Origin of the sequence: Pseudomonas sp. NFIX10, assembly GCF_900111955.1 — a bacterium.
Taxonomy (GTDB): Bacteria; Pseudomonadota; Gammaproteobacteria; order Pseudomonadales; family Pseudomonadaceae; genus Aquipseudomonas; species Aquipseudomonas fluorescens_AA.
On sequence record NZ_FOKH01000005.1, the window covers coordinates 224,930 to 250,177 of the forward strand.

The following is a 25,248-nucleotide window of genomic DNA, read 5'->3' on the forward strand; positions in this document are numbered from 1 at the left end:
GCGGGAGCAAGCTCCCTCGCCACAAAAAAGCCCCCCTTGCCAGGGACAGGGTGCTCGCCCGCAACAGCCGGGCCTCAGGCCAACTGGCTCCGCAACTGCCGCGCCGCCGCCACCATGTTCACCAGTGCCGCTTCCGTTTCTGGCCAGCCCCGGGTCTTCAGCCCGCAGTCGGGGTTGATCCACAGCCGCTCGGCGGCGATGCGTTTCACCGCCTTGTTCATCAGCGCAACCATCTCGGCCGTGTCCGGCACCCGTGGCGAGTGGATGTCGTAGACGCCCGGGCCGATGTCGTTCGGGTAGTCGAACGCCTCGAACGCTTCCAGCAACTCCATGTCCGAACGGGAAGTCTCGATGGTGATGACATCGGCGTCCAGGTCGGCGATGGCCTTGATCACATCATTGAACTCGCTGTAGCACATGTGGGTATGGATCTGGGTGTCATCACCCACGCCCGAGGCGCACAAGCGGAAAGCCTCCACGGCCCAGTCCAGGTAGTGCTGCCATTGCCCGCGACGCAGTGGCAGCCCTTCGCGGAACGCCGCCTCGTCGATCTGCACGATTTTGATCCCGGCCTTTTCCAGGTCCAGTACCTCGTCGCGCAGGGCCAGGGCCAGTTGTCGGGCCTGGACCTGGCGCGACACGTCTTCGCGGGGGAACGACCACATCAGCATGGTCACGGGGCCGGTGAGCATGCCCTTCATGACCTTGTCGGTCAGGCTTTGCGCGTAGCGGATCCAGTCGACGGTCATGGCTTTCGGGCGGCTGATGTCGCCGTAGATGATCGCCGGCTTCACGCAACGCGAACCGTAACTCTGTACCCAGCCGAAACGGGTGAAGGCGTAGCCGTCCAGTTGCTCGGCAAAGTATTCCACCATGTCGTTGCGCTCGGCTTCACCGTGCACCAACACGTCCAGGCCCAGGCGTTCCTGGATCTGCACGGCATGGCGGATCTCGGTGTGCATGGCGTCCTGATAGTCGTTGGCCGACAACTTGCCCTGTTTGTAGGCCTGACGGGCCAGGCGTATGGCTGGGGTCTGCGGGAAGGAGCCGATGGTGGTGGTAGGAAAGGCCGGCAACGCCAAACGTGCGCGCTGGCGTTCGATGCGTTGGGCAAACGGTGAATGCCGCTGGCTGTCCTGTGGCCCGATCGCCGCCAGGCGCGCCTGGACCTCGGCTTTGTGAATGCGCGCCGAGCCGGCGCGACGGGCCTGCACCTCGCGGCTGTCGCTCAAGGCCTGTTGCACGGCGGGGGCCTGTGGATCATTCAGCGCATCGCGCAGCACCGCGACTTCACCGCACTTCTGCACGGCGAAGGCGAGCCAGCTCTTGAGTTCGGGGTCGAGCCGGTCTTCACGCTCCAGGTCCACCGGGCTGTGCAACAACGAGCATGAAGTACTGACCCAAAGGTTGTCGCCAAAGCGCTCCTGGGCCGGTTGCAATTGCGCCAGCGCCTGTTCCAGCTCGCAGCGCCAGACGTTGCGACCGTTGACCAGGCCCACCGAGAGAATCTTGTAGGTCGGCAGGCGGTCCAGCACCTGGCCCAGTTGTTCCGGGTCACGTACCGCGTCGATGTGCAAGCCGTCCACCGGCAGGCTCACCGCCAGGCCGAGGTTGTCTTGCAGGCCGCTGAAGTAGGTGGCCACGAGCTTTTTCAACGGCGAATACTGGAGGCTGTGGTAAGCCCGCTCGAAGGCGCTCCTCCAGGCCAGGGGCAGGTCCAGGGTGAGGATCGGCTCGTCGATCTGCACCCATTCCACGCCTTGGGCCTTGAGGCGGTTGAGGATTTCACCGTAGACCGGCAACAGGCGCTCCAGCAGGTCGAGCTTGTCGAACGCCCCGCCCTTGGCCTTGCCCAGCCACAAGTAGGTCAACGGACCGATGATCACCGGTTTGACCTGGTGGCCCAAGGCATGGGCCTCGTCCACTTCGTCGAACAACTGTTCCCAGCTCAGGGCGAAGGTCTGGTCGGCGGAAAACTCCGGGACCAGGTAGTGGTAGTTGGTGTCGAACCACTTGGTCAGTTCCTGGGCGTATTGCGCCTGGCCGTGCTCGGCACCGCAGCAACTGGCCGTGGCGCCACGGGCCATGGCGAACAGGGTGTCGAGGGTCGGTCGGCCCTGGGCATCCAAGGTGCCGTGGAAACGTTGCGGGACCGCGCCCAGGGTCAAGGTGTGGCTGAGCACCTGGTCGTACCAGGCAAAGTCGCCGACAGGCAGCAGGTCGATGCCGGCGTCTTTCTGCAGTTGCCAGTGCCGGGCCCGCAGTTCACAACCCACGGCTTGCAACGCAGCCGGGGCCAGGTCGCCCTTCCAGTAGGCTTCGAGGGCTTTTTTCAATTCGCGGTCGGCGCCGATGCGGGGAAAACCGAGGGTGTGGGCCAGGGCCATGGTGTGCGTCCTCCTGTAAAAGATGGCGCCATTATCGACAGCTCGACCTGCATGAGACAAACTCAACCTTTTCGTGTTGATCACAAGTTTTACTCATGGAGCAACTCCGGTGCTTGAACTCCGTCACCTCAAGACCCTGCACGCCCTGCGCGAAGCCGATAGCCTGGTCGAAGCCGCCGAACGCCTGCACTTGACCCAGTCCGCCCTCTCCCACCAGTTCAAAGAACTGGAAGAGCGCCTGGGCATGCAGTTGTTCGTGCGCAAGACCAAGCCGGTACGTTTCACCAGCGCCGGCCTGCGCCTGTTGCAACTGGCCGATGCCGCCCTGCCGTTACTGCGCAGTGCTGAACGGGACATCGCCCGTCTGGCGGGCGGCACCGCCGGGCGCCTGCACATGGCCATCGAGTGCCACAGCTGCTTCCAGTGGCTGATGCCGACCATCGACCAGTTCCGCGATGCCTGGCCGGAAGTCGAGCTGGACCTGGCCTCGGGTTTCGCCTTCGCCCCCTTGCCGGCCTTGGCCCGGGGCGATCTCGATTTGGTGGTGACCTCCGACCCGCTGGAACTGGCCGGCATCACGTACGTGCCGCTGTTCACCTACGAAGCGATGCTCGCCGTCGCCAACCAACATCGGTTGGCGGGCAAACCCTACATCGTGCCCGAGGACCTGATCAGCGAAACCCTGATCACCTACCCGGTGGAGCGAGACCGGCTGGACATCTTCACCCGTTTCCTGGAACCGGCCGACATCGAACCGGCCCAGGTGCGCACCTCCGAGCTGACGGTGATGATGATGCAACTGGTGGCCAGCGGGCGTGGCGTCTGCGGCATGCCACACTGGGCGCTGCATGAATACAGCTCGCGGGGCTACGTGAAGGCCAAGCGGCTGGGGGAGAAAGGTCTGTTCGCCACCCTGTACGCGGCGGTGCGCACCGACATGCTCGACGCGCCGTACATGCGCGATTTTTTGCTGACGGCCAAGGACACGTCGTTTTCCACACTGGATGGAGTCAGTGCCGTTCGGTGAAGCACATTCCTTGTGGCGAGGGGATAAATCCCCTCGCCACAAATAAAGCTCAACAGCCATGGCCGGTTGGTTTACAGCTCTAGCCACATATGGATTTTGTCGAGGTACTCGTCGTCCACGCGAATCGCCATCGGTTCGAGACCGTACAGGACGAAGCCGCAGCGCTGGTAGAGCTTGAGCGCCGGGTCGTTGCCCGCGGTGACGGTCAGTTGCACCAGGCGCAGGAAGGTGTGGCGCCGGGCTTCGTCGAGGGCCGCCTGCACCAGTTGGTAGCCGAGGCCCCGATGGCGATGTGCGTCGGCGACGTACATGCCGAACAACAGCGCCTTGTGCCGGGCTTTTTCCCGGGGTTCCAGGGCCAGGCCAACGATGCCGACCAGTTCTTGCTCGACAAACGCCCCCAACAGCACATCGAGCCGGCTGCCCAGGCGTGACTCCCACCAGTTGATGGGCAACTTCGCCCGCTCGCCGACGCTGGAGGTGAAAGCCTGGGGGTGCAAGGCGTACGCCTGGAGCATCAGCTCGCGATACACCAGGGCATCGCCGGCCCGCAGGCGTCGAATGTTCACGCCGAACGCCGTTGCTCAAGCATCAGGCGCAGCGCCAGGGCACCGAGGACAAACCCCATGAAGTAGCGCTGCACCGCCAACCAGCGCGGGTTGTGGACAAACCACGAGGCAATGCCGGCGGCGAACAGGGCGATCAGCAGGTTGACGCTGAAACTGACGCTGATCTGGGTCAGCCCGAGGATGATGCTCTGGGTGAACAGCGAGCCGTGTTCGGGGCTGATGAACTGCGGGAACACCGACAGATAGAACACCGCGATCTTGGGGTTCAGCGCACTGGTGAGAAAGCCCATGGTGATCAGCTTGCGTGTCGAGTCCGCCGGCAACTGCTGGGCCTCGAAGGGCGAACGCGCCCCCGGCTTCACCGCCTGCCAGGCCAGCCACAACAGGTACAACGCGCCGGCCCATTTCAACACTTCATAGGCCATGGGCACCGCCAGGAACACCGCCGTCAGCCCCGCCGCGGCGGCGAACATGTGCACGAAGAACCCCGCCACCACGCCCAACAGCGACGTGACGCCGGCCTTGCGGCCCTGGCAGATCGAACGGGAAATCAGGTAGATCATGTTCGGGCCGGGTGTCAGTACCATCAGCAACGCGGCGGCGGCGAAAATCAACAGGTCCGGCAATGGAATCATGGGCGTCATTCCTTGAAGCGTGAATCAGCGAGCGGCGAGGTGTGTCGCTCGATAAAACGGCAGGATCACCTCGCCTGTCAACGGTGCGAGCACAAGATCGCTGTCGCCGACCGGGTCGATCCAGCACACCTCTTCGATTTCGGCCGCCGGCGAAACCGGGGCGTCGATGTTCAGCAAAAACACCTCGGCCTGCACGATGAACCCCGGTTCGTTGGCCGCCGGCGCGCTGAACACACCCAAGTGGCAGGCCTGGGCCGGGTCGATCCGCAACCCGAGCTCTTCTTCCAGCTCCCGGGCCAGCGCCTGCACCGGTTGTTCATGGGCCTCGATCTTGCCCCCCGGTTGCATGAAGGCCCGGGTGCCGCGCTTGCGCACCAGCAGGGTTCGCCCGTCCGGCCCGATCAAGAGGGCGGCGGCGATGCGGATGAGGGAGGTGGTCATGATGAGTCAAAGCCTCGGGCAGAAAAATGCCGGGGAGATTACAGACCAAAGCCGCAGGGAGCAAAGCCTGGCGCTGGACTGAAATTCAACACATTCCCCCTGTGGGAGCGAGCTTGCTCGCGATAGCGTCCGGTCAGTCGACACTGCAGTCACTGACACTCCGCTATCGCGAGCAAGCTCGCTCCCACAGTTTGAACAGTGGCATCTTCAGAACCGTATCACCCCAAAATCGGCTTCGGCGCCGAAGGGTCGGCCAGTTCTTCGGGGATCTTGACGAACACGCTGTACCGGGCCCCTTCCATCGACTCGAAGGCGATGAGCTTTTCCACCAGCGGGCCGCTCAGGACCTTGCCGGCGTTGAGCAGCAGCATGCCGTTGTCGGCGTTGAGGTTGCGCGCCAGGATCATGCCGGCCACCAGTTCGCGGGTGTTCATGACCTTGACCGTCGGATCCGACAAAGTCACATCTTCCAGGTACTCGCCGCAGGCCTTGATGAAATCCTCGACCATGCCAGGGTCGTACAGCTTGCCGGCGTATTTACGGATGTAGACCAGCGCTTCGTCGCTGTTCATCTGTCGTTCGAGGATCAACCCGCGCTGCAGCTCGATGAAATCCACCGCCAGTTTCAACAGCCGCGAACCGAAGGGAATGGCCTCGCCCTTGAGGTGCTCGGGGAAACCACTGCCGTCCCAGCGCTCCTGGTGATGGCGGATGATCCGGGCCGCGTCCTTCATCGGGTCCAGGGTCATCAGCAGCGATTCGCTCTGTTTCGGATAGGACCGATAGAGATCGAGTTCATTGTGGTGCAGCAGGTCGGCGGGCGTGACCATCATATTGTCGGTCCAGCTCAGCTTGCCGATGTTGTAGAGGGCCGCGGCCATGGTCAGGTCGCGGTCGGTGGACTCATCGAGGAAATGCAGTCGGCTGTAGACCCTGATCAACTCGATGATCTGCCGGTTGGTCTGCTTGGCCTTGGGCAGGCGCAGGTTGGCGATCAGCGAAAACACCTCGGTGCTGGTCACATAACTGCGCTTGAGCTCGTCGTAGGCCAGGTCGAGCATGTCGGCGGTCTGCTGCAGCTCGGAGGTGCGCGAGGCCACGCGTTTTTCCAGGGTGGCGTTCAGGGTCTTGAGTTGCTGGTTCTGCTCGCGGTTCAGCGCTTCGAGGCGCTGGCGTTCGCTTTCGGAATGCTGGTGGGCCAGGGCCTGGCGCAAGGCCTGTACCAGTTCCTCATCGTTCCAGGGTTTGCTGAGGTAGCGATAGAGCTGCCCCTCGTTGATGGCCTTGGTCATCATGTCCACATCGGCATAACCGGTGAGCAGGATGCGCAACGTCGATGGGTACAGCTTGCGGATCTCGGCCAACAGCGTGGCGCCATCCATGTTCGGCATGCGCGCGTCGGTCATCACCAGGTCGACCGGCCGCTCCTTGAGAATCTCCAGGGCCTTGGCGCCACTGTCGGCCAGCAGGATCTCGTACGGCTGGCTGCGCAATAGCCGACGCAGGCTATTGAGAATCGACTCTTCGTCATCGACCAGCAGCACCACCGGCTTCTTTACCGGAACGTCCGGCGATTGATCTTCCATTTGAAACCCCCTCCTGTTCACGACAACCGTTCTACTAGCCCCGAAATACAGCCTAGTAGATTGCGAAAATTTCGACACATTTGCCATCAGTGGCCGAGCGCATCGCGATGAGGCGACTATGCTCTACCCCATGAAGGGCCATGTACAGGCCGATTACTCATGCCAGCGAAAGGGATATCAGATGTTCCCAGGGTTCTATAGTCAGCATCAAAGTGGTGCACGGACATGAGCCTGCCTTTGGATAAAACCAATCGGCGGATCCTCATCGTCGACGACACCCCGACCATCCATGAGGATTTTCGCAAGATCCTCAGCCCCCAGATGAACGCCGAAGACAACCTGAGCAGCGCCGAAGAGGCTCTGTTCGGCGCGCCGGTGGCCGTTGCCGCCATGAGTTTCGTCCTCGATTCGGCGTTCCAGGGCATGGAAGCGTTGAACAAGGTCGAGACGGCGCTGGCCCAAGGACAGCCCTTCGCCATGGCGTTCATCGACATGCGCATGCCGCCGGGCTGGGACGGCCTGGAAACCATCGAACGGCTGTGGCGCGCCGATCCCAAGCTGCAAGTGGCCCTGTGCACCGCGTACTCGGATTATTCCTGGGAAGACATTTCCGAGCGCCTCGAACTGGGCGACCGCCTGCTCATTCTGAAAAAACCCTTCGACGCCATCGAGATCCGCCAGATGGCCAGCGCCCTGACCGTCAAATGGCAGATGACCGAGGACGCGGCGCTGAAAATGGACATGCTCGAACGGGCGGTCGAGGAACGCACCCGCGAGTTGGCCGACGCCAACATCATCGTGCAGAACAGCCCGACCATTCTCTATCGCCTGCGGGGCGAGCCGCCGTTCGCGTTGATGTATATCTCCCATAACATCACCAAGTTCGGTCATTCCGCGGCGCAACTGATCAACGCGCCGGACTGGGCGCAAACCCTGATCCACCCCGACGACCAGGACAAAGTCCAGGAGGCCATGGTCCGCGTCCTCGACCGTGACACTGCCGGGGCCTCCATCGAGTTTCGCATGCGCACTGGCGACGACACGTTCCGCTGGGTGGAGAACCGCTACATTCCGGTGCGCAACGACCAGGGCCTGTTGCTGGAAGTGGAAGGCATCATCCTGGACATCACCGAGCGCAAGCTGGCCGAAGAGAAGATCGCCCTGCTCGCCCGCACCGACGGCCTGACCGGGCTGGCCAACCGCGCCACCATGATCGAGCGCCTGCACCAGGCCTTCGCCGCCGCTCGTCGGGGAGCGGCGCCGTTCGCCATGTTCTACCTGGACCTGGATCACTTCAAACGCATCAACGACACCTTGGGCCATCCCATCGGTGACCTGCTGTTGCAGGAGGTCGCCGCCCGCATCAAGTCCTGCACCCGGGAAAACGATGTGGTGGCACGCCTGGGCGGCGACGAATTCGCCCTGCTGCAACTGGACGTCCATGAAGCGACCCACTGCGCCGCGCTGGCGGGCAAGATCCGTGATGCGCTGGTGGCGCCGTACTCCCTGGACGGCAACGACATACGGATCTCGGTGAGCATCGGCATCGCCTTGTACACCCCACAAAGCCTGAGTGCCGACAGCCTGATGGCGCAATCCGACATGGCCCTGTACCGCTCCAAGGAAAAGGGACGCAACCAGTATCACTTCCACAACGAGGAAATTAACCAGGAAGTCACCGACCGGGTCGCCCTGGCCAACGATCTGCGCCAAGCCATCGAAAACCAGGAACTGCACCTGCACTACCTGCCCGAAGTCGACCTCGGCACCGGCAAGATCCTCGGCATGGGCGTGCAGGTGCGCTGGAACCACCCCCAACGGGGCTGGCTGGAACCGGAGGCCTTCATGCCAGCGGCCGAAAAGACCGGGATCATCATTGGCCTCGGGCACTGGGTGCTGGACCAGGCCTGCCAACAGATGCGCCAATGGCGCGACCAGGGCATGGCGCCGCCGGTGATCGCCATCGACCTGTCCCTGACCCAGCTCAAGACCGGCCCGGAACTGATCTACGACGTGCTGCGCACCACCGCCCGCTGGGAGCTGGCACCCTGGGACCTGCGTTTCGACGTCACCGAAGCCACCCTGGCCCAGACCAAGTGGACCCACAACGACGTACTGCCGCGCCTCTGTGAACTGGGCGTGCAGATCGCCATCGATGACTTCGGCACCGAATACTCCTCGTTCGATTACCTCAAGACCTACCGGGTCAATCACCTCAAGCTCGCCCAGCGCTTTCTCGACAGCGCCAACGCCGACCCCGAGAACGCCACGACGTTGCGGGCGATCATCAACTTCGCCCGGGACGTGGGCATCGGGATCATTGCCGAGGGCGTCGAGACCCAGGAGCAACGCACCACGCTGATGTCCAGTGGCGGCGCGATGCAGGCCCAGGGGCATTACTTCAGCACCGTGGTCGACAGCGGCCAGGCCGCCGAACTGCTCAAGGCCGGCACGATCATTCCCGCGACAGACCACTGGACCCGACCAGCGAGCCAGCTATCGGAGAACAATCCATGAACCCCATGTCGGTGCCTGCCAACCGGCGGATCCTGGTGGTGGACGACACGCCGGCGATCCACCAGGACTTTCGCAAGATCCTCAGCCCCAGCGGCGGCGGCGATGACTCGCTGGACGACACCGAAAGCCTGCTGTTCGGCACCCCGCAGGTCAACCGGCTGCAATTTCAGATCGACTCGGCCTACCAGGGCGAGGAGGCGCTGGAACTGGTCAAGCGCGCCCAGGCCGAAGGCCAGCCCTATGCGCTGGTGTTCGCCGACATGCGCATGCCACCGGGCTGGGATGGCCTGCAAACCATCGAAGAACTGTGGAAAGCCGACCCGCGCCTGCAAATCGCCCTGTGCACGGCCTTCTCGGATTATTCCTGGGAAACCATGTCCGAACGGATCGAGTTCGATGATCAATTGCTGATTCTCAAGAAACCGTTCGACACCTTGGAAATCCGCCAGATGGCCAGCGCCATGACTTGGAAATGGCAGCTGGCCCAGGACGCGGCGCGGAAAATGCGCAGCCTGGAACGTACGATCGAAGAGCGCGTCCAGGAATTGCTCAAGGTGTCCCACCTGCTGCAATACGACGTGCTCACCGAGCTGCCCAACAGCATGTTGCTCGGCGATCGCCTGACCCAGGCCATGGCCCAGTGCCGTCGGCACGACCGGCAACTGGCGGTGATGTTCATCGGCCTGGACCGCTTCAAGCGCATCAACAACGCGCTGGGCCATCCGGTGGGCGACGAGATGCTCAAGCGCGTGGCCCGGGCGCTGGCGAGCGTGGTGCGTGAGTCCGATTCGGTGTTCCGCTACGGTTCCGATGAATTCGTGGTGATCATGGGGGACATCGCCGAGGCGCAGCAAACCAAAGGCGTGGCCGAAAAACTGCTGGCGGCCATCAGCACCCCGCAGCCCATCGACGGCCATGACCTGAGCGTCACCGCGAGCCTGGGCATTAGCGTGTATCCGAGCGACGGGTTCGACGCCGTGGCGCTGATCAAGAAAGCCGAGACGGCGATGCGCAACGTCAAGGAGACCGGCCCCAACGACTACCGTTTCTTCACCGAGGACATGAACCGCCGGGCACGGCAGCAACAGACCATCGAATCGGGCCTGCGCCTGGCCCTGCAACGCAAGGAATTCGTGCTGCATTACCAGCCCAAGCTCGACCTCAAGAACGGCAAGGTGGTCGGTGTCGAGGCATTGGTGCGCTGGAACAGGCCGGAACATGGCCTGGTCTACCCGGGGGACTTCATTCCGGTGGCCGAGGACAGTGGCTTGATCGTTCCGCTGAGCCAATGGGTACTCCAGGAAGCCTGCCAGCAGGCCTGCCGTTGGCAAGCCCAGGGCATGCGGCCGCTGTGCCTGTCGGTGAACATCTCGGCCATCGATTTTCGCCAGCGCGGCTTCGTCGAAGGCATCACCCGCACCCTCAAGGAAACCGGCCTGGACCCGACACAGTTGGAACTGGAGATCACCGAAAGCGTACTGATGCAGAACATCGATACCACGGTCGCCATCCTCAAGGCCATCAAGCAACAGGGGATACGCCTGGCCATCGACGATTTCGGCACCGGTTATTCGAGCCTGAGCTACTTGCAGAAATTTCCGGTGGATGTGCTGAAGATCGACCAGTCGTTCGTCGGGGACCTGAGCATCGACAGCAATGACGCCAAACTGGTGAGCACCATCATCAGCCTGGGCAAGAGCCTGAACCTGCACATCATCGCCGAAGGGGTGGAAACCCTTGAACAGCTTGAATTTCTCAAGAAGCACCAATGCGAGGAAGCCCAGGGTTACTACTTCAGCAAGGCCGTCGAACCGCAGGCCTTTGCCGATTGGATGACCGAGTGGGAAAAACGCCAGAACCCGTTCTCGTGAACAGCTGAGTCCTCAACCAAAAGTTTCAAGGAAAACATCCCATGGCGTCACATGGACTGATTCTGGCTCTCGGCCTGCTCGTGGGAGCAAGCGTAACCGCTCACGCCGCCCCCCTGGATGAACCCCTCAAGCCCCTGCCACCGGTGCCGGCCCTGGACCCCAAGCGCGTCCAGCTGGGGCTGCGGCTGTTCAATGACCCACGGCTGTCGGTCAACAACACCCTGTCCTGCGCCAGTTGCCATCGCCTGGACAAGGGCGGCGCCGACGACAAGCCGTTTTCCCTGGGCTTCGACGGCAAGCCGGTGGAGGTCAATACACCTACGGTGTTCAACGCCGGCCTGAACTTCCACCAGTTCTGGGACGGCCGCGTCGATACGCTGGAAGAACAGGTCCACGAGGTCGTGACCAACCCGGTGGAAATGGGCAGCACCTGGGAGTCGGTGGTCAAGCGCATCGCCGATGATCCCGGCTACGCCAAGGACTTCAAGGACGCCTACCCCGACGGCGTGACCGAGCCCAATATCCAGAGCGCCCTGGCCGACTACGAACGCACCTTGCAAACACCCAACTCGCGTTTCGACCAGTACTTGCTGGGCAATACCGACGCCCTCACGCCCCGGGAAAAGTTCGGTTACCAGCGTTTCAAGGAGTACGGCTGCATCGCTTGCCACCAGGGCGTGAACATCGGCGGCAACATGTTCCAGAAATTCGGGATCATGGGTGACTACATCGGCGACCGGGGCAACCCGACCCGGGCCGACGAAGGACGCTTCAACATCACCGGCGATGAAGCGGACCGCCAGGTGTTCAAAGTGCCCAGCCTGCGCAACGTGGCCGTCACCGCGCCGTATTTCCATGACGGGTCGGCGACGACGCTGGAGCACGCGGTGGAGGTGATGTTCAAGTACCAACTGGGTCGTGAGCCGCTCAAGAACGATACGACACTGATCGTCGAGTTCCTCAAGACCCTGACGGGTGAATCGGAGGGCAAGCCCCTATGACCACTCTGCGCCGCCTCGGTCTTGCCTTCATCGGCCTATTACTGGCTTCGGTCCTGCTGTTCATGTATGTCAATTCGGGGGCCCAGCAGGCCGCCTCGTACATTGAATCCCGCGACCTGATCCGCCTGCTCAAGCAACAGGACGCCATCTGGGACAACGAAGTCCTCAAGTCGCGAATCGCCCTGACCCACAACTATGACCCGCTGGTCTCCCCCCTGCACGAAATGGCACGCCTGTGGCAGCGCCTGGACGCCATCGAATCGGAACCGGGGCGCCACGGGCCGTCGCTCTGGGACGCCCAGCGCGACGAATACCTCAAGTTGGTCAAGGAAAAAACCCGTCTGATAGAACAGTTCAAGTCCCATAACGCGGTGTTGCGTAACTCCCTGGCCTTTCTGCCCACCGGCGAGGACGACATCCAGGGCCAGTTCGCCCGGCTGCCCGACACGTACAAACTGGCGTTGCAGAACGTTGCCATCGACACTTACGATCTGTTGCTCAGCAGTATGGAATTCGCCCAGGTCAGCTCCCCGGAGATCGCAGCCGAGGTCCTGCTGGGTTTGAACCAGTTGGATGTCAACAAGGAGCGGCTGCCTGAGGGGTTGCTTAACTCCATCGAAGTCCTGCGCAGGCACATCGGGGTGATCCTGCGCGAACAACCCAAGGTGAATGAGTTATTGCTGGGCATCGGAGCGATCCCCGTGGCCGATCGCCTGGACACCATCAGCCACCTGCTCGAGACGGACCAGGAAAAAGCCGCCGCCCAGTACGAGCGCAACCACATTTACCTGTTGGTGTTCGCCACGCTCCTGGTCTTGATATTGATCTGGCTGGCGATCCGGTTGATACGCAGCTTCGCCGAAATCAATCGGGTCAACAGCGCCCTGCAAACCGCCAACGATGAGTTGGAACAACGGGTCGAGGAGCGTACCCGCCAGCTCAAGGACACCCAGAGCGAATTGATGGACACCGCCCGCCAGGCCGGCATGGCGGAAATCGCCACCAACGTGTTGCATAACGTCGGCAACGTCCTCAACAGCGTGAACATCTCCGCCGACCTGGTCAGCCGCAAACTGCGCAGCAGCAAGGCCCTGGGGCTGGGCAAGGCGATGCAACTGATCAACGAACACACCGATGACCTCGGGCACTTCCTCACCGAGGACGCCAAGGGCAAGCTGCTGCCCGGCTACCTCAACCAACTGGTCGAGGCCATCGCGTCGGAGCAGCAGAGCCTGACCGATGAACTGGCCCAATTGAGCAAGAGCGTGGACCACATCAAGGACATCGTCTCCACCCAGCAATCCTACGCCGGGGCCAGCAGCCTGCTGGAACCTTTGGTGGTCAGCGAACTGCTCGAAGACGCTTTGCGCATGAACTCCGGCGCCCTGACCCGCCATCATGTTACGGTGATCAAAGAGTACGGCGACGTGCCGCGGATCATGGGCGACAAGCATCGCTTGCTGCTGATCCTGATCAACCTGATCAGCAATGCCAAGTACGCCATGGCCGGGGTGTCCAACGATGCGCGGAACCTGACCCTCAAGGCCGCCGTCGTCGATGGCCAGACCCTGCAAATCAGCGTCAAGGACGAAGGCGAAGGCATCCCGGAGGAAAACATGACGCGCATCTTCGCCCATGGTTTTACCACGCGTAAGGAGGGCCACGGCTTTGGCCTGCACAGCTGCGCATTGGCGGCCATCGAAATGAACGGCCACCTCACCGCCCACAGTGAGGGGCCAGGCAAAGGGGCGACATTCCAATTGCAGGTGCCCCTGAAACTTGCAGAAGGTGAACCATGAACAGCCTGAGTAACCGCCGCATCCTGTTGATCGACGATACACCCGCCATTCATGAAGATTTCCGCAAGATCCTCACCCCGGAGGATGACGGCAACACGGATTTGCAGGACATGGAAAGCGCGCTGTTTGGCGAAGCGCCGAAACCTGCCACCACCGTGTTCGAACTCGACTCGGCCTACGGTGGGCAGGAAGGCCTGAACAAATTGCTGGAGGCCATGGCCAAGGAGCGTCCCTATGCCCTGGCCTTTGTCGACATGCGCATGCCCGAAGGCTGGGACGGCGCCAAGACCATCGAAGAACTCTGGAAGCGCGACCCGCAGTTGCAAGTGGTGGTTTGCACCGCCTATTCGGATTATTCCTGGGATGAATTGCTCGACCGTCTGAATGGCCACGACCGCTTGCTGATCCTGAAGAAGCCGTTCGACAACATCGAAGTCCAGCAGATGGCCAACACCCTGACCACCAAATGGGAAATGACCTCGCGCGCGCAATTGAAAATGAACAAGCTCGAAGACCTGGTAGAACAACGCACCCAGGCTTTCAAACAGGCCAGCGAGCTGCTGCAGATGGAGATCGACGAACGCAAGATGCTGGAAACCCAGTTGGTGCAATCGGAAAAGCTCGCCTCGCTGGGCCAGTTGGCGGCCGGGGTGGCCCACGAGATCAACAACCCGATCGGCTTCATTTCTTCCAACCTGGGGGCGCTGGACGGCTACTTCGGCAAACTCCAGGAAATGCTCACGGCCTACGGCAGCGCCGAGGAAGCCATCGCCTCGCCGGAGCTGGTGGTGAACTTGAGAAAGCTGCGCGAACAGGTGGAGCTGGATTTCCTGGTCGAGGACATCCCCCTACTGATCAAGGAGTCCAAGGATGGCATTGGCCGGGTCGGGCAGATCGTCAAGGACCTGAAGGATTTCTCCCGCGTTGATTCCAGCCAGGAATGGCAGATGGCCAATTTGCAGCAGGGTATGGATTCGACGTTGAACATCGTCGCCAATGAAATCAAGTACAAGGCCGACGTGGTCAAGGAATACACACCCTTGCCGGAGGTGGAATGCCTGCCATCGCAGATCAACCAGGTGATCATGAACCTGATCGTCAACGCCGCCCAGGCCATCGGCCCCGAACGCGGCACCATCACCCTGCGCAACGGGGTCGGTGAAGAAACCGTCTGGATCGAAGTGGCGGACAACGGCTCGGGCATTCCCCCCGAGACCCTGCAGAAAATCTTCGACCCGTTCTTCACCACCAAACCCATCGGCCAGGGCACGGGGCTCGGGCTGTCGTTGTCCTACGGCATCGTGAAAAAACACAACGGCGAGATCACCGTACGCAGCGAAGTCGGCGTGGGCACCACCTTCCGTGTGGAATTGCCGTTGCGGCAGATGAAGCAGGCGAGCTGAGCCACCCCGGCGGTTCAAACGGTGGAAGCGAGTTCCCTCACCACAACTGCCGAGCATCGCCGCCAATCCAATTGTGGGAGCGAGCTTGCTCGCGATAGCGGTAGGTCAGCCAATGCGAGTGTCGAGCGGACGACTGCCATCGCGAGCAAGCTCGCTCCCACAGGTTTTCTGGCGCTCGTTTTTCATCCAACACACAGCCCCTGTGGCAAGCTCCCTCACCACAACTGCCGAGCGTCGCCGCCAATCCAATTGTGGGAGCGAGCTTGCTCGCGATAGCGGTAGGCCGGCTGCTTCGCAGCCCAGCGGGAGCAAGCACCCTCGCCACAAGCTGAATTCCAAGCTAATGTCTCGCCAATCGCTCCCCCAAGGAAACCGTATGAGCCTGTCTCTGCTGAGTCGTTACGCCTTCTTTGCTGGCTGTGTCATCTTCACCCTCGCCAGCCTGCCATTCCTGCAACACGACTGGCTCTGGCCCATTGCGCTGGTGACCGGGCTGCTGAGCCTGTTGGGAGTGTTCGACCTGCTGCAAAGCCGTCATGCCGTACGGCGCAACTACCCGATCCTGGGCAACATCCGCTATCTGGTCGAAGGCATCCGCCCGGAGATCCGCCAGTACCTGCTCGAATCCGACAGCGACGCCCTGCCCTTCTCCCGGGCCCAACGCTCGCTGGTGTACTCCCGGGCCAAGAACGAAAGCGCCGACAAGCCGTTCGGCACCTTGATCGACGTGTACCAGACCGGCTTCGAATTCATCGGCCATTCCATGCGCCCGGCCCCGCTGAGCGACCCCAGCGGTTTTCGCGTGATCGTCGGCGGCCCGCAGTGCACCCAGCCGTACTCGGCTTCGGTGTTCAACATCTCGGCCATGAGCTTCGGCTCCCTGAGCGCCAATGCCATCCGGGCGTTGAACCAAGGCGCGAAGCTGGGCAACTTCGCCCATGACACCGGCGAAGGCAGTATCAGCCCCTACCACCGCGAACACGGTGGCGACCTGACCTGGGAACTGGGCAGCGGCTATTTTGGCTGTCGCACCAGCGACGGGCGCTTCGACCCCGAGCGCTTCGCCGCCCAGGCACAGAACCCGCAGGTGCGGATGATCGAAATCAAGATGAGCCAGGGCGCCAAACCCGGCCACGGCGGGATCCTGCCCAAGCACAAGGTCACCCGGGAAATCGCCGAGACCCGTGGCATCCTCATGGGCGAGGATTGCGTGTCCCCGTCACGTCACAGCGCGTTTTCCACCCCCATCGAACTGATGCAATTCGTCCAGCAACTGCGTGAGCTGTCCGGGGGCAAACCGGTGGGCTTCAAATTCTGCCTGGGCCATCCCTGGGAATTCATGGGCATCGCCAAGGCGATGCTGGAAACCGGGATCCTGCCCGACTTCATCGTGGTGGACGGCAAGGAAGGCGGCACGGGCGCGGCGCCAGTGGAGTTCACCGATCACATCGGCGTGCCGCTGCGCGAGGGGCTGTTGTTCGTGCACAACACCCTGGTGGGCCTGAATCTGAGGGACAAGATCAAGCTCGGTGCCAGCGGCAAGATCGTCAGTGCCTTCGACATCGCCAGCGTCCTGGCCATCGGCGCCGACTGGGCCAACGCTGCGCGCGGCTTCATGTTCGCTATCGGCTGCATCCAGTCCCAAAGCTGCCACACCAACAAATGCCCCACCGGCGTCGCCACCCAGGACACCTTGCGCCAGCGCGCCCTGGTCGTCCCGGACAAGGCCCAGCGGGTCTACAACTTCCACCGCAACACCCTCAAGGCCCTGGCCGAAATGCTCGCCGCCGCCGGGCTTGAGCATCCTTCGCAGCTGCAACCCAAGCATTTGGTTCGGCGGATGTCGGCTACCGAGGTCAAGTTGTTCTCTGAGTTGCACGTGTTTCTGAAGCCGGGGGAATTGCTGACCGGCGAGGTCAATGGGGCGTTTTATTCGCGGATGTGGCAGATGGCGCGGGCGGACAGTTTTGAGCCTTTGGAAGCGGGGGCTGCGTAACCGTGAACGGAGGGCCCGAAAACCTCGAATGACCGAGGTGTCGGCGCTTCCCACCTGTCAACTCTGACAGTAGACGGCTATGTCCCTTCAATTGAACATCCCTTCAGAGTTCAATTGCAGGGACGATACTATGTTGACGCGCCGCGATCTGGTGAGCATCACATCACTCTGTGCAGCATTGGCCTCGTTGCCTCTGCCTATCTCGGTATTGGCCAGCGACGTGAAGCCCGACACCCCGCTCCCCTTCAGCTTTGACACACTGATCCAGCTCGCCGAAGCAACGGCGCTCAAGCCCTACGTCAAGTCGACCGCTGTCCCCGAGCACCTGCTGGCGAACATCGATTACGAGGTGCTGGGCAAGGTTCGATTCGACAGCGCACGTGCGCTTTTTGCCAACGGGCCCGGCCAGTACCCCGTCACCTTCTTCCATATGGGAAAGTTCTTTCGCACCCCGGTCAAAATGCATGTCGTCACCGACGGCGTCGCCCATGACATCCCTTATGACAAAACGCTCTTCGATATGCCCGCCGACAGCCCGGCCCAGGCACTCGCGCCCAATAGCGGCTTTGCCGGTTTGCGCCTCCAGGAAAGCCGGCTGGGCAAGCAGAAGAATCTCGACTGGAAGCAGAACGATTGGGTGGCATTTCTCGGCGCCTCCTATTTTCGAGCCATAGGAGAACAGTACCAATACGGCCTTTCTGCGCGGGGGATCGCATTGAACGTCGCACAAGCGGGTATGGCCGAAGAGTTTCCCACCTTCACCGATTTCTGGATCGAGACACCCGCCGACAATCGCCAGCCGAGCATGACCCTGTACGCACTGCTCGACGGTCCCAGCCTGTGTGGTGCCTATCGCTTCGTGATCAACCGCACCAAAGGGGTGATCATGGACATCGAAACGGCCCTGTTCCTGCGTCAGAACGTCGATCGCTTCGGCATCGCCCCGCTGACCTCCATGTACTGGTTTAGCGAAGCGGCCAAGCGTACCGCGGTCGACTGGCGCCCAGAAATCCACGACTCCGATGGCCTGGCGTTATGGACCGGGACGGGTGAGCATATCTGGCGCCCGCTCAACAATCCTCCGCGCACCATGGCGTCGGCGTTTTCGGACAAGCAACCACGAGGTTTCGGGCTCCTGCAGCGCGACCGCAATTTCGATCACTACCTGGACGGCGTGAATTATCAGCGTCGCCCCAGTTTGTGGGTCGAGCCGCTCGGAGACTGGGGGGAAGGCAGCGTCCAACTGGTGGAAATTCCCACTGACGATGAAATCCACGACAACATCGTCGCGATGTGGGTACCCAAGGAACCCGCCGAGGCAGGTCATCAATACCGGTTGAAATATCGCCTGCACTGGCTGGCCGACGAGCCCTATCCCTCCGATCTGGCACGTTGTGTAGCGACACGGCTAGGGAACGGAGGCCAACCTGGCCAGCCACGTCCCAAGGGTGTGCGTAAATTTGTCGTGGAGTTCGCGGGCGCTCCGCTGAAAAAGCTGCCCTTCGGCGTGAAACCCGATGCCGTGCTCTGGGCTTCCAGGGGAACGTTTTCAAACGTGTTCACCGAACCCGTGCCGGATGACGAGGCGGGCCATTGGCGTGCTCAGTTCGATCTGAATGTCGAAGGTGGCGACCCTGTGGAAATGCGCCTGTACCTGGGTCTGCAGAGCGAAACGCTCTCAGAGACGTGGCTTTATCAATATCACCCGTTCGAGCCGTCATAAGCTGCGGTGACGCAGCCAGTGCTCAACCTGACGTGCATACGAAGGGTCTGACACCATGAATCTGATGCGCCTTGCCACAGCCGTCCTGCTCGGTACGCTGGCTGCGTTGCTCTGGCTCGAGTCTACGACCGACGCCGATGGCGGCTTGGTCAGGCATAAAAACGCCTTTATAGAACAGTTGATCGGGCGGATGACCCTCGAAGAGAAAGCCGGTCAGCTGACTCAAATGGGTATGCAACCCACCCCCACCGGCCCGGTGGTGGATAACAAAAGTTCGCGACCCCTTGCCCTCACTGATGTCGGTTCTGTGCTGGGCGTGTATGGCGCCGAGGACACCCGAAAACTGCAACGCGAAGCCGTCGAAGGCTCGCGCTTGCATATCCCACTGCTGTTCTCCTTCGATGTGATCCACGGCTTCCGAACCCTCTTCCCCGTGCCGCTGGCCGAGGCATCGGCCTGGGACCCTGACTTATCACGACGCACCGCAAGGGCCGCCGCCGCCGAAGCAACGGCAGCAGGCGTACACTGGACCTACGCGCCCATGGTGGACATTGCGCGAGATCCCCGCTGGGGCCGGGTGGTAGAAGGCGCCGGGGAAGACCCGTTTCTGGGTGCGGCGCTGGCCGCTTCACGCGTCCGCGGTTTTCGTGGCGACGGAGCTCCCGACACCTCGAAGATGCTCTCTACCGCGAAACATTTCGTCGGTTACGGTGCGGCCGAAGGGGGGCGCGACTACAACACCTCTGATATGTCCGAACGCACACTGGAGGAAGTTTATCTCACGCCATTTCGTGCAGCCGTGCAGGCCGGCGTCGATGCGATCATGCCCGGATTCAACGAAGTAAATGGCGTGCCGATGCATGCTAATCAATCGTTGCTTAAGGATAAGTTACGCAACGACTGGGGGTTTCAGGGAGTTATCGTCAGTGATTACAGTGGCATCCACGAACTGATTCTGCACGGTATCGCATCGACGTCCCGAACCGCCACGTTGCGGGCATTCGACGCGACGGTCGATATCGATATGGTGGGCGGCGACTACGCTAGCGAGCTACCGACATTGGTGCGCAACGGTCAACTTTCAGAACGCCAACTGAACGATGCAGTACGACGAATCCTCCTGGTCAAGCAGCGGCTGGGGTTGTTCGAGGATCCCTATCGCTACAGCGATCAGGCGCGTGAACGGGCGTTGCTGCTGACCCTCCCCACCCGTGCGCTGGCCCGGGAAGCCGCGCAAAAATCCATCGTTCTATTGAAAAACGACCACTCGCTGCTGCCGCTGTCCAAGCAACTGCGCAAGCTTGTCGTAGTCGGGGCCTTGGCGAACGATGCGTCATCCACATTGGGCCCCTGGTCAGGCGTGGGGCGGGCCGAAGAGTCGATCACCGTGCTGGAAGGCATAAAACGCGCCGTAGCATCCACAACCCAGATCGTCTACCGACCTGGAGCCTCCCCCGACGACACCAACCTTGTGGATATCGACCAGATCCAGCGCGACGCCAGGGACGCCGATGCGGTGGTTGCCGTACTCGGCGAAACAGCACAGATGAGTGGCGAAGCCCGCAGCCGCGCCTCCCTTGGCTTGCCTGGCGCGCAGAACGCACTGCTCGCTCAGTTGCTCGAAACCGGCAAACCGTTGGTGGTCATCCTGATGAATGGCCGCCCACTGGCCATACCCTCCCTCGACGAACAGGCACCGGCAATCCTCGAAACCTGGTTTCTGGGTTCGGAAATGGGCCATGCGGTAGCCGATGTGCTATTTGGCGATTTCAATCCCAGCGGCAAACTTCCCATCACCTTTCCACGCTCGGTCGGACAGATCCCTCTTTACCAGGGTCACAAGAACACCGGTCGACCACCGAGCAAAACCAGTGTCTTTTCTTCCAAGTACATGGACGAACCCTGGACCCCGCTCTACCCGTTTGGTCATGGCTTGAGCTACACCACCTTCACCTATGGAACGCCAACCCTCAGTAGGCAGCGCCTGGCCTTCGACGAAACGCTGACGGTACAGGTGACGGTCCGCAACAGCGGTCAACGAGCAGGTGACGAAACAGTTCAGTTGTATTTGCGCCAGAACACCGCAAGCGTGACGCGCCCCGTGCGGACATTGCGTGGTTTTTCCAAGGTTCGACTGGTGCCCGGCGAATCGAAGACCGTCGAGTTTTTACTCGATCAGGACGACTTCGCGTTGCTGGGCACCGATTATCTGCGACTTGTCGAATCCGGGACATTCACTGTTTTCGTCGGGGGTAGCTCCACCACGGACAATCAGGCCAGTTTCGAGGTGACCAAAGGCGCCCAACTGATGGGGCGCGGCTCGGCCATTCCGCGGTGGTTACGCGACGATACGCCCGTGCGTTAAGTCTTCACTGCCGCTCGAAACGACCAAACCACATATCAGGTGCCGAAGCGTTATGCCTTGAGAGCGTCGTGCGCCCCAACCGGACAGTCTGCACATCCGCACGCCTGAACTCATCCAAGGGCTCATCGACTTCATCGCTCGAACCCGGCCGATGAAAAGATACTTGCGAGACATCGGCATTATCAGCGGCAACGTACATGGAACGGACAGCGGCGAAAGGCCTGTCCAGAGTCGATGGCCGGTTATGGGAATAATCCAGCACGGCACGTTGCTGATTGATTTCGACTATTTTCATGCTGCCGTGAGAGCCGTCTCGATAGTCGAGCTCAAACGTCCAGGTTGCCGGTACGAACTCAACCTTTGCCAAATCGACTACAGGTCGAAGAGCCTCTTCGATCGGGCCAACGAGAAAAGACGTGCCATATGCGCCCGTTTTGAGATGAGGTGCCGCAAGCGGCTTGAGACGCCAATACCCATCCGTGGGGTAAAATACCAGGAACTCCTCGGGAGCTTGTTCCGGCCGGTGCTTGTCTTTAAGGAACACCTGAACCAGATGCACGGTGCCTTGTTGCTCGCCCAGGACATTGACATCGACGGATTGAGCACGCCAGAAACGCTCCAGCGTAATCCCGTTGACCAGGAGCTCATCCGATTCCCAAAGCACCCTGCGCCAGGGGGTGAAGGTAAATACCGGGTCCTGTGCATTGGCGCTTCCATCGAAAGAGCAACCGGAAAAATCCGGGGCCGACCGATCTGATCCCAGCGAGTCGATGTAGGCCGGATGCAACGCTTCGATTCGGAACGTCTGGATGGCGTTTCCGACCAGTTTCACATAAACGTTGTCCTCCTCCGCACAGCCCGTCGGATACGTAGCGTTGATGACTGTTACCCAATCATCGCCACTGCGTATCGTCGCACATCCGATCAACAGCGCAGCGAAGACAATCCCCCATGCTATCCGCTTCAGGGTCTTTTCCGGTGCACGGGTTAAAGCGCAAAACGGCTGGCCTAATGAGAAATACATCGGGAGTTACCGTGATTTCGGAAGTATCCCCCGACCATAACCCTCATGATTTGAACGACGCTACTGTCAAACCTGACAGTAGCGTTGCCGCTACAGGGCCTGAGGGACCGCAGCTATGAAACCGAACCCACCGAGCCCTGCGCCTCCCCCGTCGGCTGCAACTTGAAGGTGTAGAACAGCACCGTCAGCAGCACCAGAAACGCCGGCCCCACATACAGCGCCACGCGGGTATCCGGGAAGTACGCCATCAACCCCACTACCAGCACCAGGAACGCCAGTGCCAGATACGAGCTGACCGGGTACAGCCACATGCGGTATTTCAACGCCGCACGCTCCGAAGCACTCAAGCTTTTGCGGAATTTGAGCTGGGCCAGCAGGATCATTACCCAGGTCCAGATCGCGCCGAAGGTGGCGATGGAGGTCACCCAGACGAAGACCTTTTCCGGCACCAGGTAATTGAGCAACACGCCCAGCAGCAACGCGGCGATGGATAGCAGCAATGCTCGACGCGGCACGCCGTTGGTCGAGGTCTTGGCGAAACCGGCCGGGGCCTGGCCGTTCTGCGCCAGGCTGTAGAGCATCCGCCCGGTGCTGAAGATGCCGCCGTTGCAGGACGACAGTGCGGCGGTGATCACCACGAAGTTGATGATGCCGGCGGCGGTCTTGATGCCCAGACGCTCGAAGGTCATCACGAACGGGCTGCCCTGGGTGCCGATCTCGTTCCACGGGTAGATCGACAGAATCACGAACAGCGCGCCGACGTAGAACAGCAGGATCCGCCAGAACACCGAACCGATGGCGTTGGGGATGGTTTTCTGTGGGTTCTTCGCTTCACCGGCGGTCAGGCCGATCATCTCCACGCCCAGGTAGGCGAACATGACCATTTGCAGCGACATCAACACGCCGGACACGCCGTTGGGCATGAAGCCGCCGTGGGCCCAGAGGTTGGAAATGCCCAGGGCCACACCGTCGTTGCCGAAGCCAAAGGCGATGATGCCGACGCCGCCGATGACCATGGCAATGATGGTGACGATCTTGATCAGGGCGAACCAGAATTCGAATTCGCCGAAGGCCTTGACCGCGATCAGGTTGATCGAGCCCATGCTGACCAGTGCCGCCAAGGCCCAGATCCAGCGTGGCACGTCGGGGAACCAGATGCCCATGTACACCGCCACGGCGGTGATCTCCGCCACACAGGTCACCAGCCACAGGAACCAGTAGTTCCAACCGGTCAGGAAACCTGCCAGTGAGCCGAGGTAATCCTGGGCATAGCGGCTGAACGAACCGGCCACCGGGTTGTGCACGGCCATTTCACCGAGGGCGCGCATGATCACCAGGATCGCCAGGCCGCCAATGATGTAGGACAGCATGATCGCCGGGCCGGCCATTTCGATGGCCTTGGCCGAACCGAGGAACAGCCCGACACCGATGCAGGCGCCAAGCGCCATCAGGCGGATATGCCGCTCGCCGAGTTCACGTTTGAGCGGACCGCCCTGAGCGGTCTCGCCATGGGGCAGATGATTGCCGACAGGCATAGGGATACAACCTCGTCTTGTTATTGGATTAGCCACCGAGTGTCCAAAGCCACAGGCCGGTAAGCCTGCCGCCTTGCCGAAACCGGGTCTGTCTTGTGGGCAGACCGTCCTGTGGAACGACAACCTCAGGATCAGCGGGTCGTGCAGTATAAAAAGCCAGGGATAGAGAGATTCACTGTAAAACCAGGGAAATTCAGGGATAAGCCTGCGCCAGAATCGGCTTTTAGAGAGGTGTTGTCTGGTATTCAGGTCATTCGGAAACGCCGCGGAGTATTGCACAGTGGTGGTGCAGCGTCATGTTTTGGCATGGAGCGATGGCTCTAGCGCAAGGCTTTCAGACATCACGTCCCTCGCCGAGCCACACTGTGTCCCACAGTGGATAATTGCCAATGCGATCCACCAAACCTGCACGAAGCGGATTGGCAATGATGTAGCGTGCGCAAGGCCGTAGGTCCTCGTTGTCCCGGATCGCGCGGTCATGGAAGCCGCTTTGCCAGAACGCGCCCTTCCTGTTCATTGCTCGGTTGATTGTGAGCGTGCTGCGGGATTTGACCATCTGCATCACATGAGTGAGCTGAGCCTGCTCTAGCTGCACCAGCCAATGCAGGTGATCCGGCATCACAACCCAGGCCAGCGAATTGACCTGGCCTCGCTCATGGGCCAAGCGCATTTCTGCCACCAATAAGCGGCCCAACTGCCAGTTCTTGAAGATAGGTATGCGTCGGTGAACGACCGTAGTGACGAGGTAACCTCGCCCCGGTTCCGAAGAGCGTCCGCGACGCAAGCGATGGGAGTTTGGGCGTGGAGGATGCATGCCTTGGCTTCCTGTGGTTGGGAGACCTACTTACGGTAGCCTCTCCCACGACGATCCGATGCGATGATGGTTGAGCGACTTTTCCGAAAACGACGTAGTACCCGTGGCGAGGGAGCTTGCTCCCGCTGGGGGCGAAGCCGCCCTCGCTTTTCAACCGCTGAAAACACTTCAACCATGCCGCCGTTGCGTCTGCTGCACAGCCGAGCGGGAGCAAGCTCTTATCAAACAAAAAATAACCCATTGTTTTTGCTTCTAAAAATCATGCTGCTTTGACTAATTGCATGCCCAACTTGCGGGCCTTGCGCTCCAGAGCCCGCAATTGGCGTCCCCGGCTTTTCTCCTCAAACTCTTCTATCCCTTTCTCAACGTAGGGCTGGCCTTTGGTGAGCATGGCGTAAATCAATCGCGCCAGTTGATGAGCCGTCGCCTTGATCGCACAACTGGTGTCCATCCGCGTCAGGCGGGCACGGTGACTGGCGCCAATAAAACTTTTGTCCTGCCGGGCGTTTGAGGCCGCTTGCTTGAGGGCTTGGGCGGCTCGATTGATGACTTTAG

At 61.1% G+C, this 25,248-nt stretch carries 17 protein-coding genes and 1 pseudogene; 9 read left to right on the plus strand and 9 right to left on the minus strand.

Annotated features, from left to right (window positions below; all coding sequences use genetic code 11):
• Positions 1-74: 74 nt before the first annotated feature.
• Entirely contained in the window at positions 75-2,387 is a 2,313-nt protein-coding gene (metE, locus tag BM321_RS07065) for a 5-methyltetrahydropteroyltriglutamate--homocysteine S-methyltransferase (RefSeq protein WP_092441994.1), read from the minus strand.
• 109 nt (positions 2,388-2,496) lie between these two features.
• Here metE and metR point away from each other — a divergent pair, with 109 nt between their 5' ends.
• Positions 2,497-3,414 carry a transcriptional regulator MetR gene (gene metR / locus BM321_RS07070; RefSeq protein WP_060740854.1) on the plus strand — a complete coding sequence of 306 codons (918 nt, stop codon included), beginning with the start codon at positions 2,497-2,499 and terminating at the stop codon, positions 3,412-3,414.
• Positions 3,415-3,485: 71 nt separating this feature from the next.
• Here the strand turns inward: metR and BM321_RS07075 are convergent, their stop codons facing one another.
• The 4 genes from BM321_RS07075 to BM321_RS07090 form a co-directional block, all read right to left on the minus strand.
• Positions 3,486-3,983, minus strand: coding sequence for a GNAT family N-acetyltransferase (locus tag BM321_RS07075; protein WP_092441995.1), 498 nt, complete (start codon positions 3,981-3,983; stop codon positions 3,486-3,488).
• Positions 3,980-4,618 carry a LysE family translocator gene (locus tag BM321_RS07080; protein WP_092441996.1) on the minus strand — a complete coding sequence of 213 codons (639 nt, stop codon included), beginning with the start codon at positions 4,616-4,618 and terminating at the stop codon, positions 3,980-3,982. Before BM321_RS07080 ends, BM321_RS07075 begins: the two co-directional genes overlap by 4 nt.
• Positions 4,619-4,642: 24 nt before the next feature.
• A complete protein-coding gene (locus BM321_RS07085; protein ID WP_092441997.1) occupies positions 4,643-5,059 on the minus strand; it encodes an NUDIX hydrolase in 417 nt (138 codons plus the stop codon).
• A gap of 218 nt (positions 5,060-5,277) precedes the next feature.
• Positions 5,278-6,645 (minus strand): response regulator c-di-GMP phosphodiesterase, NosR family, encoded by a 1,368-nt coding sequence (locus BM321_RS07090; protein ID WP_092441998.1) that lies wholly within the window; start codon positions 6,643-6,645, stop codon positions 5,278-5,280.
• A gap of 225 nt (positions 6,646-6,870) precedes the next feature.
• Between BM321_RS07090 and BM321_RS07095 the strand changes: the two genes are divergently transcribed.
• The 8 genes from BM321_RS07095 (at position 6,871) to bglX (ending at position 21,320) form a co-directional block, all read left to right on the plus strand.
• The gene (locus BM321_RS07095; protein ID WP_092441999.1) at positions 6,871-9,162 is read left to right on the plus strand and encodes a GGDEF/EAL domain-containing response regulator; all 2,292 of its coding nucleotides are present in this window, start codon (positions 6,871-6,873) and stop codon (positions 9,160-9,162) included.
• Entirely contained in the window at positions 9,159-11,033 is a 1,875-nt protein-coding gene (locus BM321_RS07100) for a GGDEF/EAL domain-containing response regulator (protein ID WP_092442000.1), read from the plus strand. Before BM321_RS07095 ends, BM321_RS07100 begins: the two co-directional genes overlap by 4 nt.
• A 41-nt stretch (positions 11,034-11,074) precedes the next feature.
• Positions 11,075-12,034: a cytochrome-c peroxidase gene (locus tag BM321_RS07105; RefSeq protein WP_092442001.1), complete on the plus strand. Its 960-nt coding sequence runs from the start codon at positions 11,075-11,077 to the stop codon at positions 12,032-12,034.
• Positions 12,031-13,833, plus strand: a complete 1,803-nt coding sequence (locus tag BM321_RS07110) for a DAHL domain-containing protein (RefSeq protein ID WP_092442002.1) — start codon at positions 12,031-12,033, stop codon at positions 13,831-13,833. Before BM321_RS07105 ends, BM321_RS07110 begins: the two co-directional genes overlap by 4 nt.
• Positions 13,830-15,236, plus strand: a complete 1,407-nt coding sequence (locus BM321_RS07115; RefSeq protein WP_092442003.1) for an ATP-binding protein — start codon at positions 13,830-13,832, stop codon at positions 15,234-15,236. Before BM321_RS07110 ends, BM321_RS07115 begins: the two co-directional genes overlap by 4 nt.
• Before the next feature lie 376 nt (positions 15,237-15,612).
• Positions 15,613-17,232 (plus strand): FMN-binding glutamate synthase family protein, encoded by a 1,620-nt coding sequence (locus BM321_RS07120; protein ID WP_092332314.1) that lies wholly within the window; start codon positions 15,613-15,615, stop codon positions 17,230-17,232.
• Between the two features lie 130 nt (positions 17,233-17,362).
• Entirely contained in the window at positions 17,363-18,955 is a 1,593-nt protein-coding gene (locus BM321_RS07125; protein WP_092442004.1) for an OpgD/OpgG family glucan biosynthesis protein, read from the plus strand.
• Positions 18,956-19,010: 55 nt separating this feature from the next.
• Positions 19,011-21,320: a beta-glucosidase BglX gene (gene bglX, locus BM321_RS07130; protein WP_092442005.1), complete on the plus strand. Its 2,310-nt coding sequence runs from the start codon at positions 19,011-19,013 to the stop codon at positions 21,318-21,320.
• Between the two features lie 4 nt (positions 21,321-21,324).
• Here bglX and BM321_RS07135 read toward each other — a convergent pair whose 3' ends face one another.
• The 4 genes and pseudogenes from BM321_RS07135 to BM321_RS07150 all read right to left on the minus strand — a co-directional run.
• Entirely contained in the window at positions 21,325-22,344 is a 1,020-nt protein-coding gene (locus BM321_RS07135) for a hypothetical protein (protein WP_092332306.1), read from the minus strand.
• Between the two features lie 113 nt (positions 22,345-22,457).
• A complete protein-coding gene (locus tag BM321_RS07140; protein WP_092442006.1) occupies positions 22,458-23,879 on the minus strand; it encodes an amino acid permease in 1,422 nt (473 codons plus the stop codon).
• A gap of 334 nt (positions 23,880-24,213) precedes the next feature.
• Positions 24,214-24,693, minus strand: coding sequence for an REP-associated tyrosine transposase (locus BM321_RS07145; protein ID WP_092442007.1), 480 nt, complete (start codon positions 24,691-24,693; stop codon positions 24,214-24,216).
• Between the two features lie 259 nt (positions 24,694-24,952).
• A pseudogene (locus tag BM321_RS07150) lies at positions 24,953-25,248 on the minus strand (IS110 family transposase); the annotation flags it as partial.

Coding starts and splice junctions, on each gene's coding strand:
- metE (WP_092441994.1), bottom strand. CDS start 2,387: ATGGCCCTGGCCCACACCCTCGGTTTTCCCCGCATCGGCGCCGACCGC.
- BM321_RS07080 (WP_092441996.1), bottom strand. CDS start 4,618: ATGATTCCATTGCCGGACCTGTTGATTTTCGCCGCCGCCGCGTTGCTG.
- BM321_RS07085 (WP_092441997.1), bottom strand. CDS start 5,059: ATGACCACCTCCCTCATCCGCATCGCCGCCGCCCTCTTGATCGGGCCG.
- BM321_RS07090 (WP_092441998.1), bottom strand. CDS start 6,645: ATGGAAGATCAATCGCCGGACGTTCCGGTAAAGAAGCCGGTGGTGCTG.
- BM321_RS07095 (WP_092441999.1), top strand. CDS start 6,871: ATGAGCCTGCCTTTGGATAAAACCAATCGGCGGATCCTCATCGTCGAC.
- BM321_RS07100 (WP_092442000.1), top strand. CDS start 9,159: ATGAACCCCATGTCGGTGCCTGCCAACCGGCGGATCCTGGTGGTGGAC.
- BM321_RS07105 (WP_092442001.1), top strand. CDS start 11,075: ATGGCGTCACATGGACTGATTCTGGCTCTCGGCCTGCTCGTGGGAGCA.
- BM321_RS07110 (WP_092442002.1), top strand. CDS start 12,031: ATGACCACTCTGCGCCGCCTCGGTCTTGCCTTCATCGGCCTATTACTG.
- BM321_RS07115 (WP_092442003.1), top strand. CDS start 13,830: ATGAACAGCCTGAGTAACCGCCGCATCCTGTTGATCGACGATACACCC.
- BM321_RS07120 (WP_092332314.1), top strand. CDS start 15,613: ATGAGCCTGTCTCTGCTGAGTCGTTACGCCTTCTTTGCTGGCTGTGTC.
- BM321_RS07125 (WP_092442004.1), top strand. CDS start 17,363: ATGTTGACGCGCCGCGATCTGGTGAGCATCACATCACTCTGTGCAGCA.
- bglX (WP_092442005.1), top strand. CDS start 19,011: ATGAATCTGATGCGCCTTGCCACAGCCGTCCTGCTCGGTACGCTGGCT.
- BM321_RS07135 (WP_092332306.1), bottom strand. CDS start 22,344: ATGTATTTCTCATTAGGCCAGCCGTTTTGCGCTTTAACCCGTGCACCG.
- BM321_RS07140 (WP_092442006.1), bottom strand. CDS start 23,879: ATGCCTGTCGGCAATCATCTGCCCCATGGCGAGACCGCTCAGGGCGGT.
- BM321_RS07145 (WP_092442007.1), bottom strand. CDS start 24,693: ATGCATCCTCCACGCCCAAACTCCCATCGCTTGCGTCGCGGACGCTCT.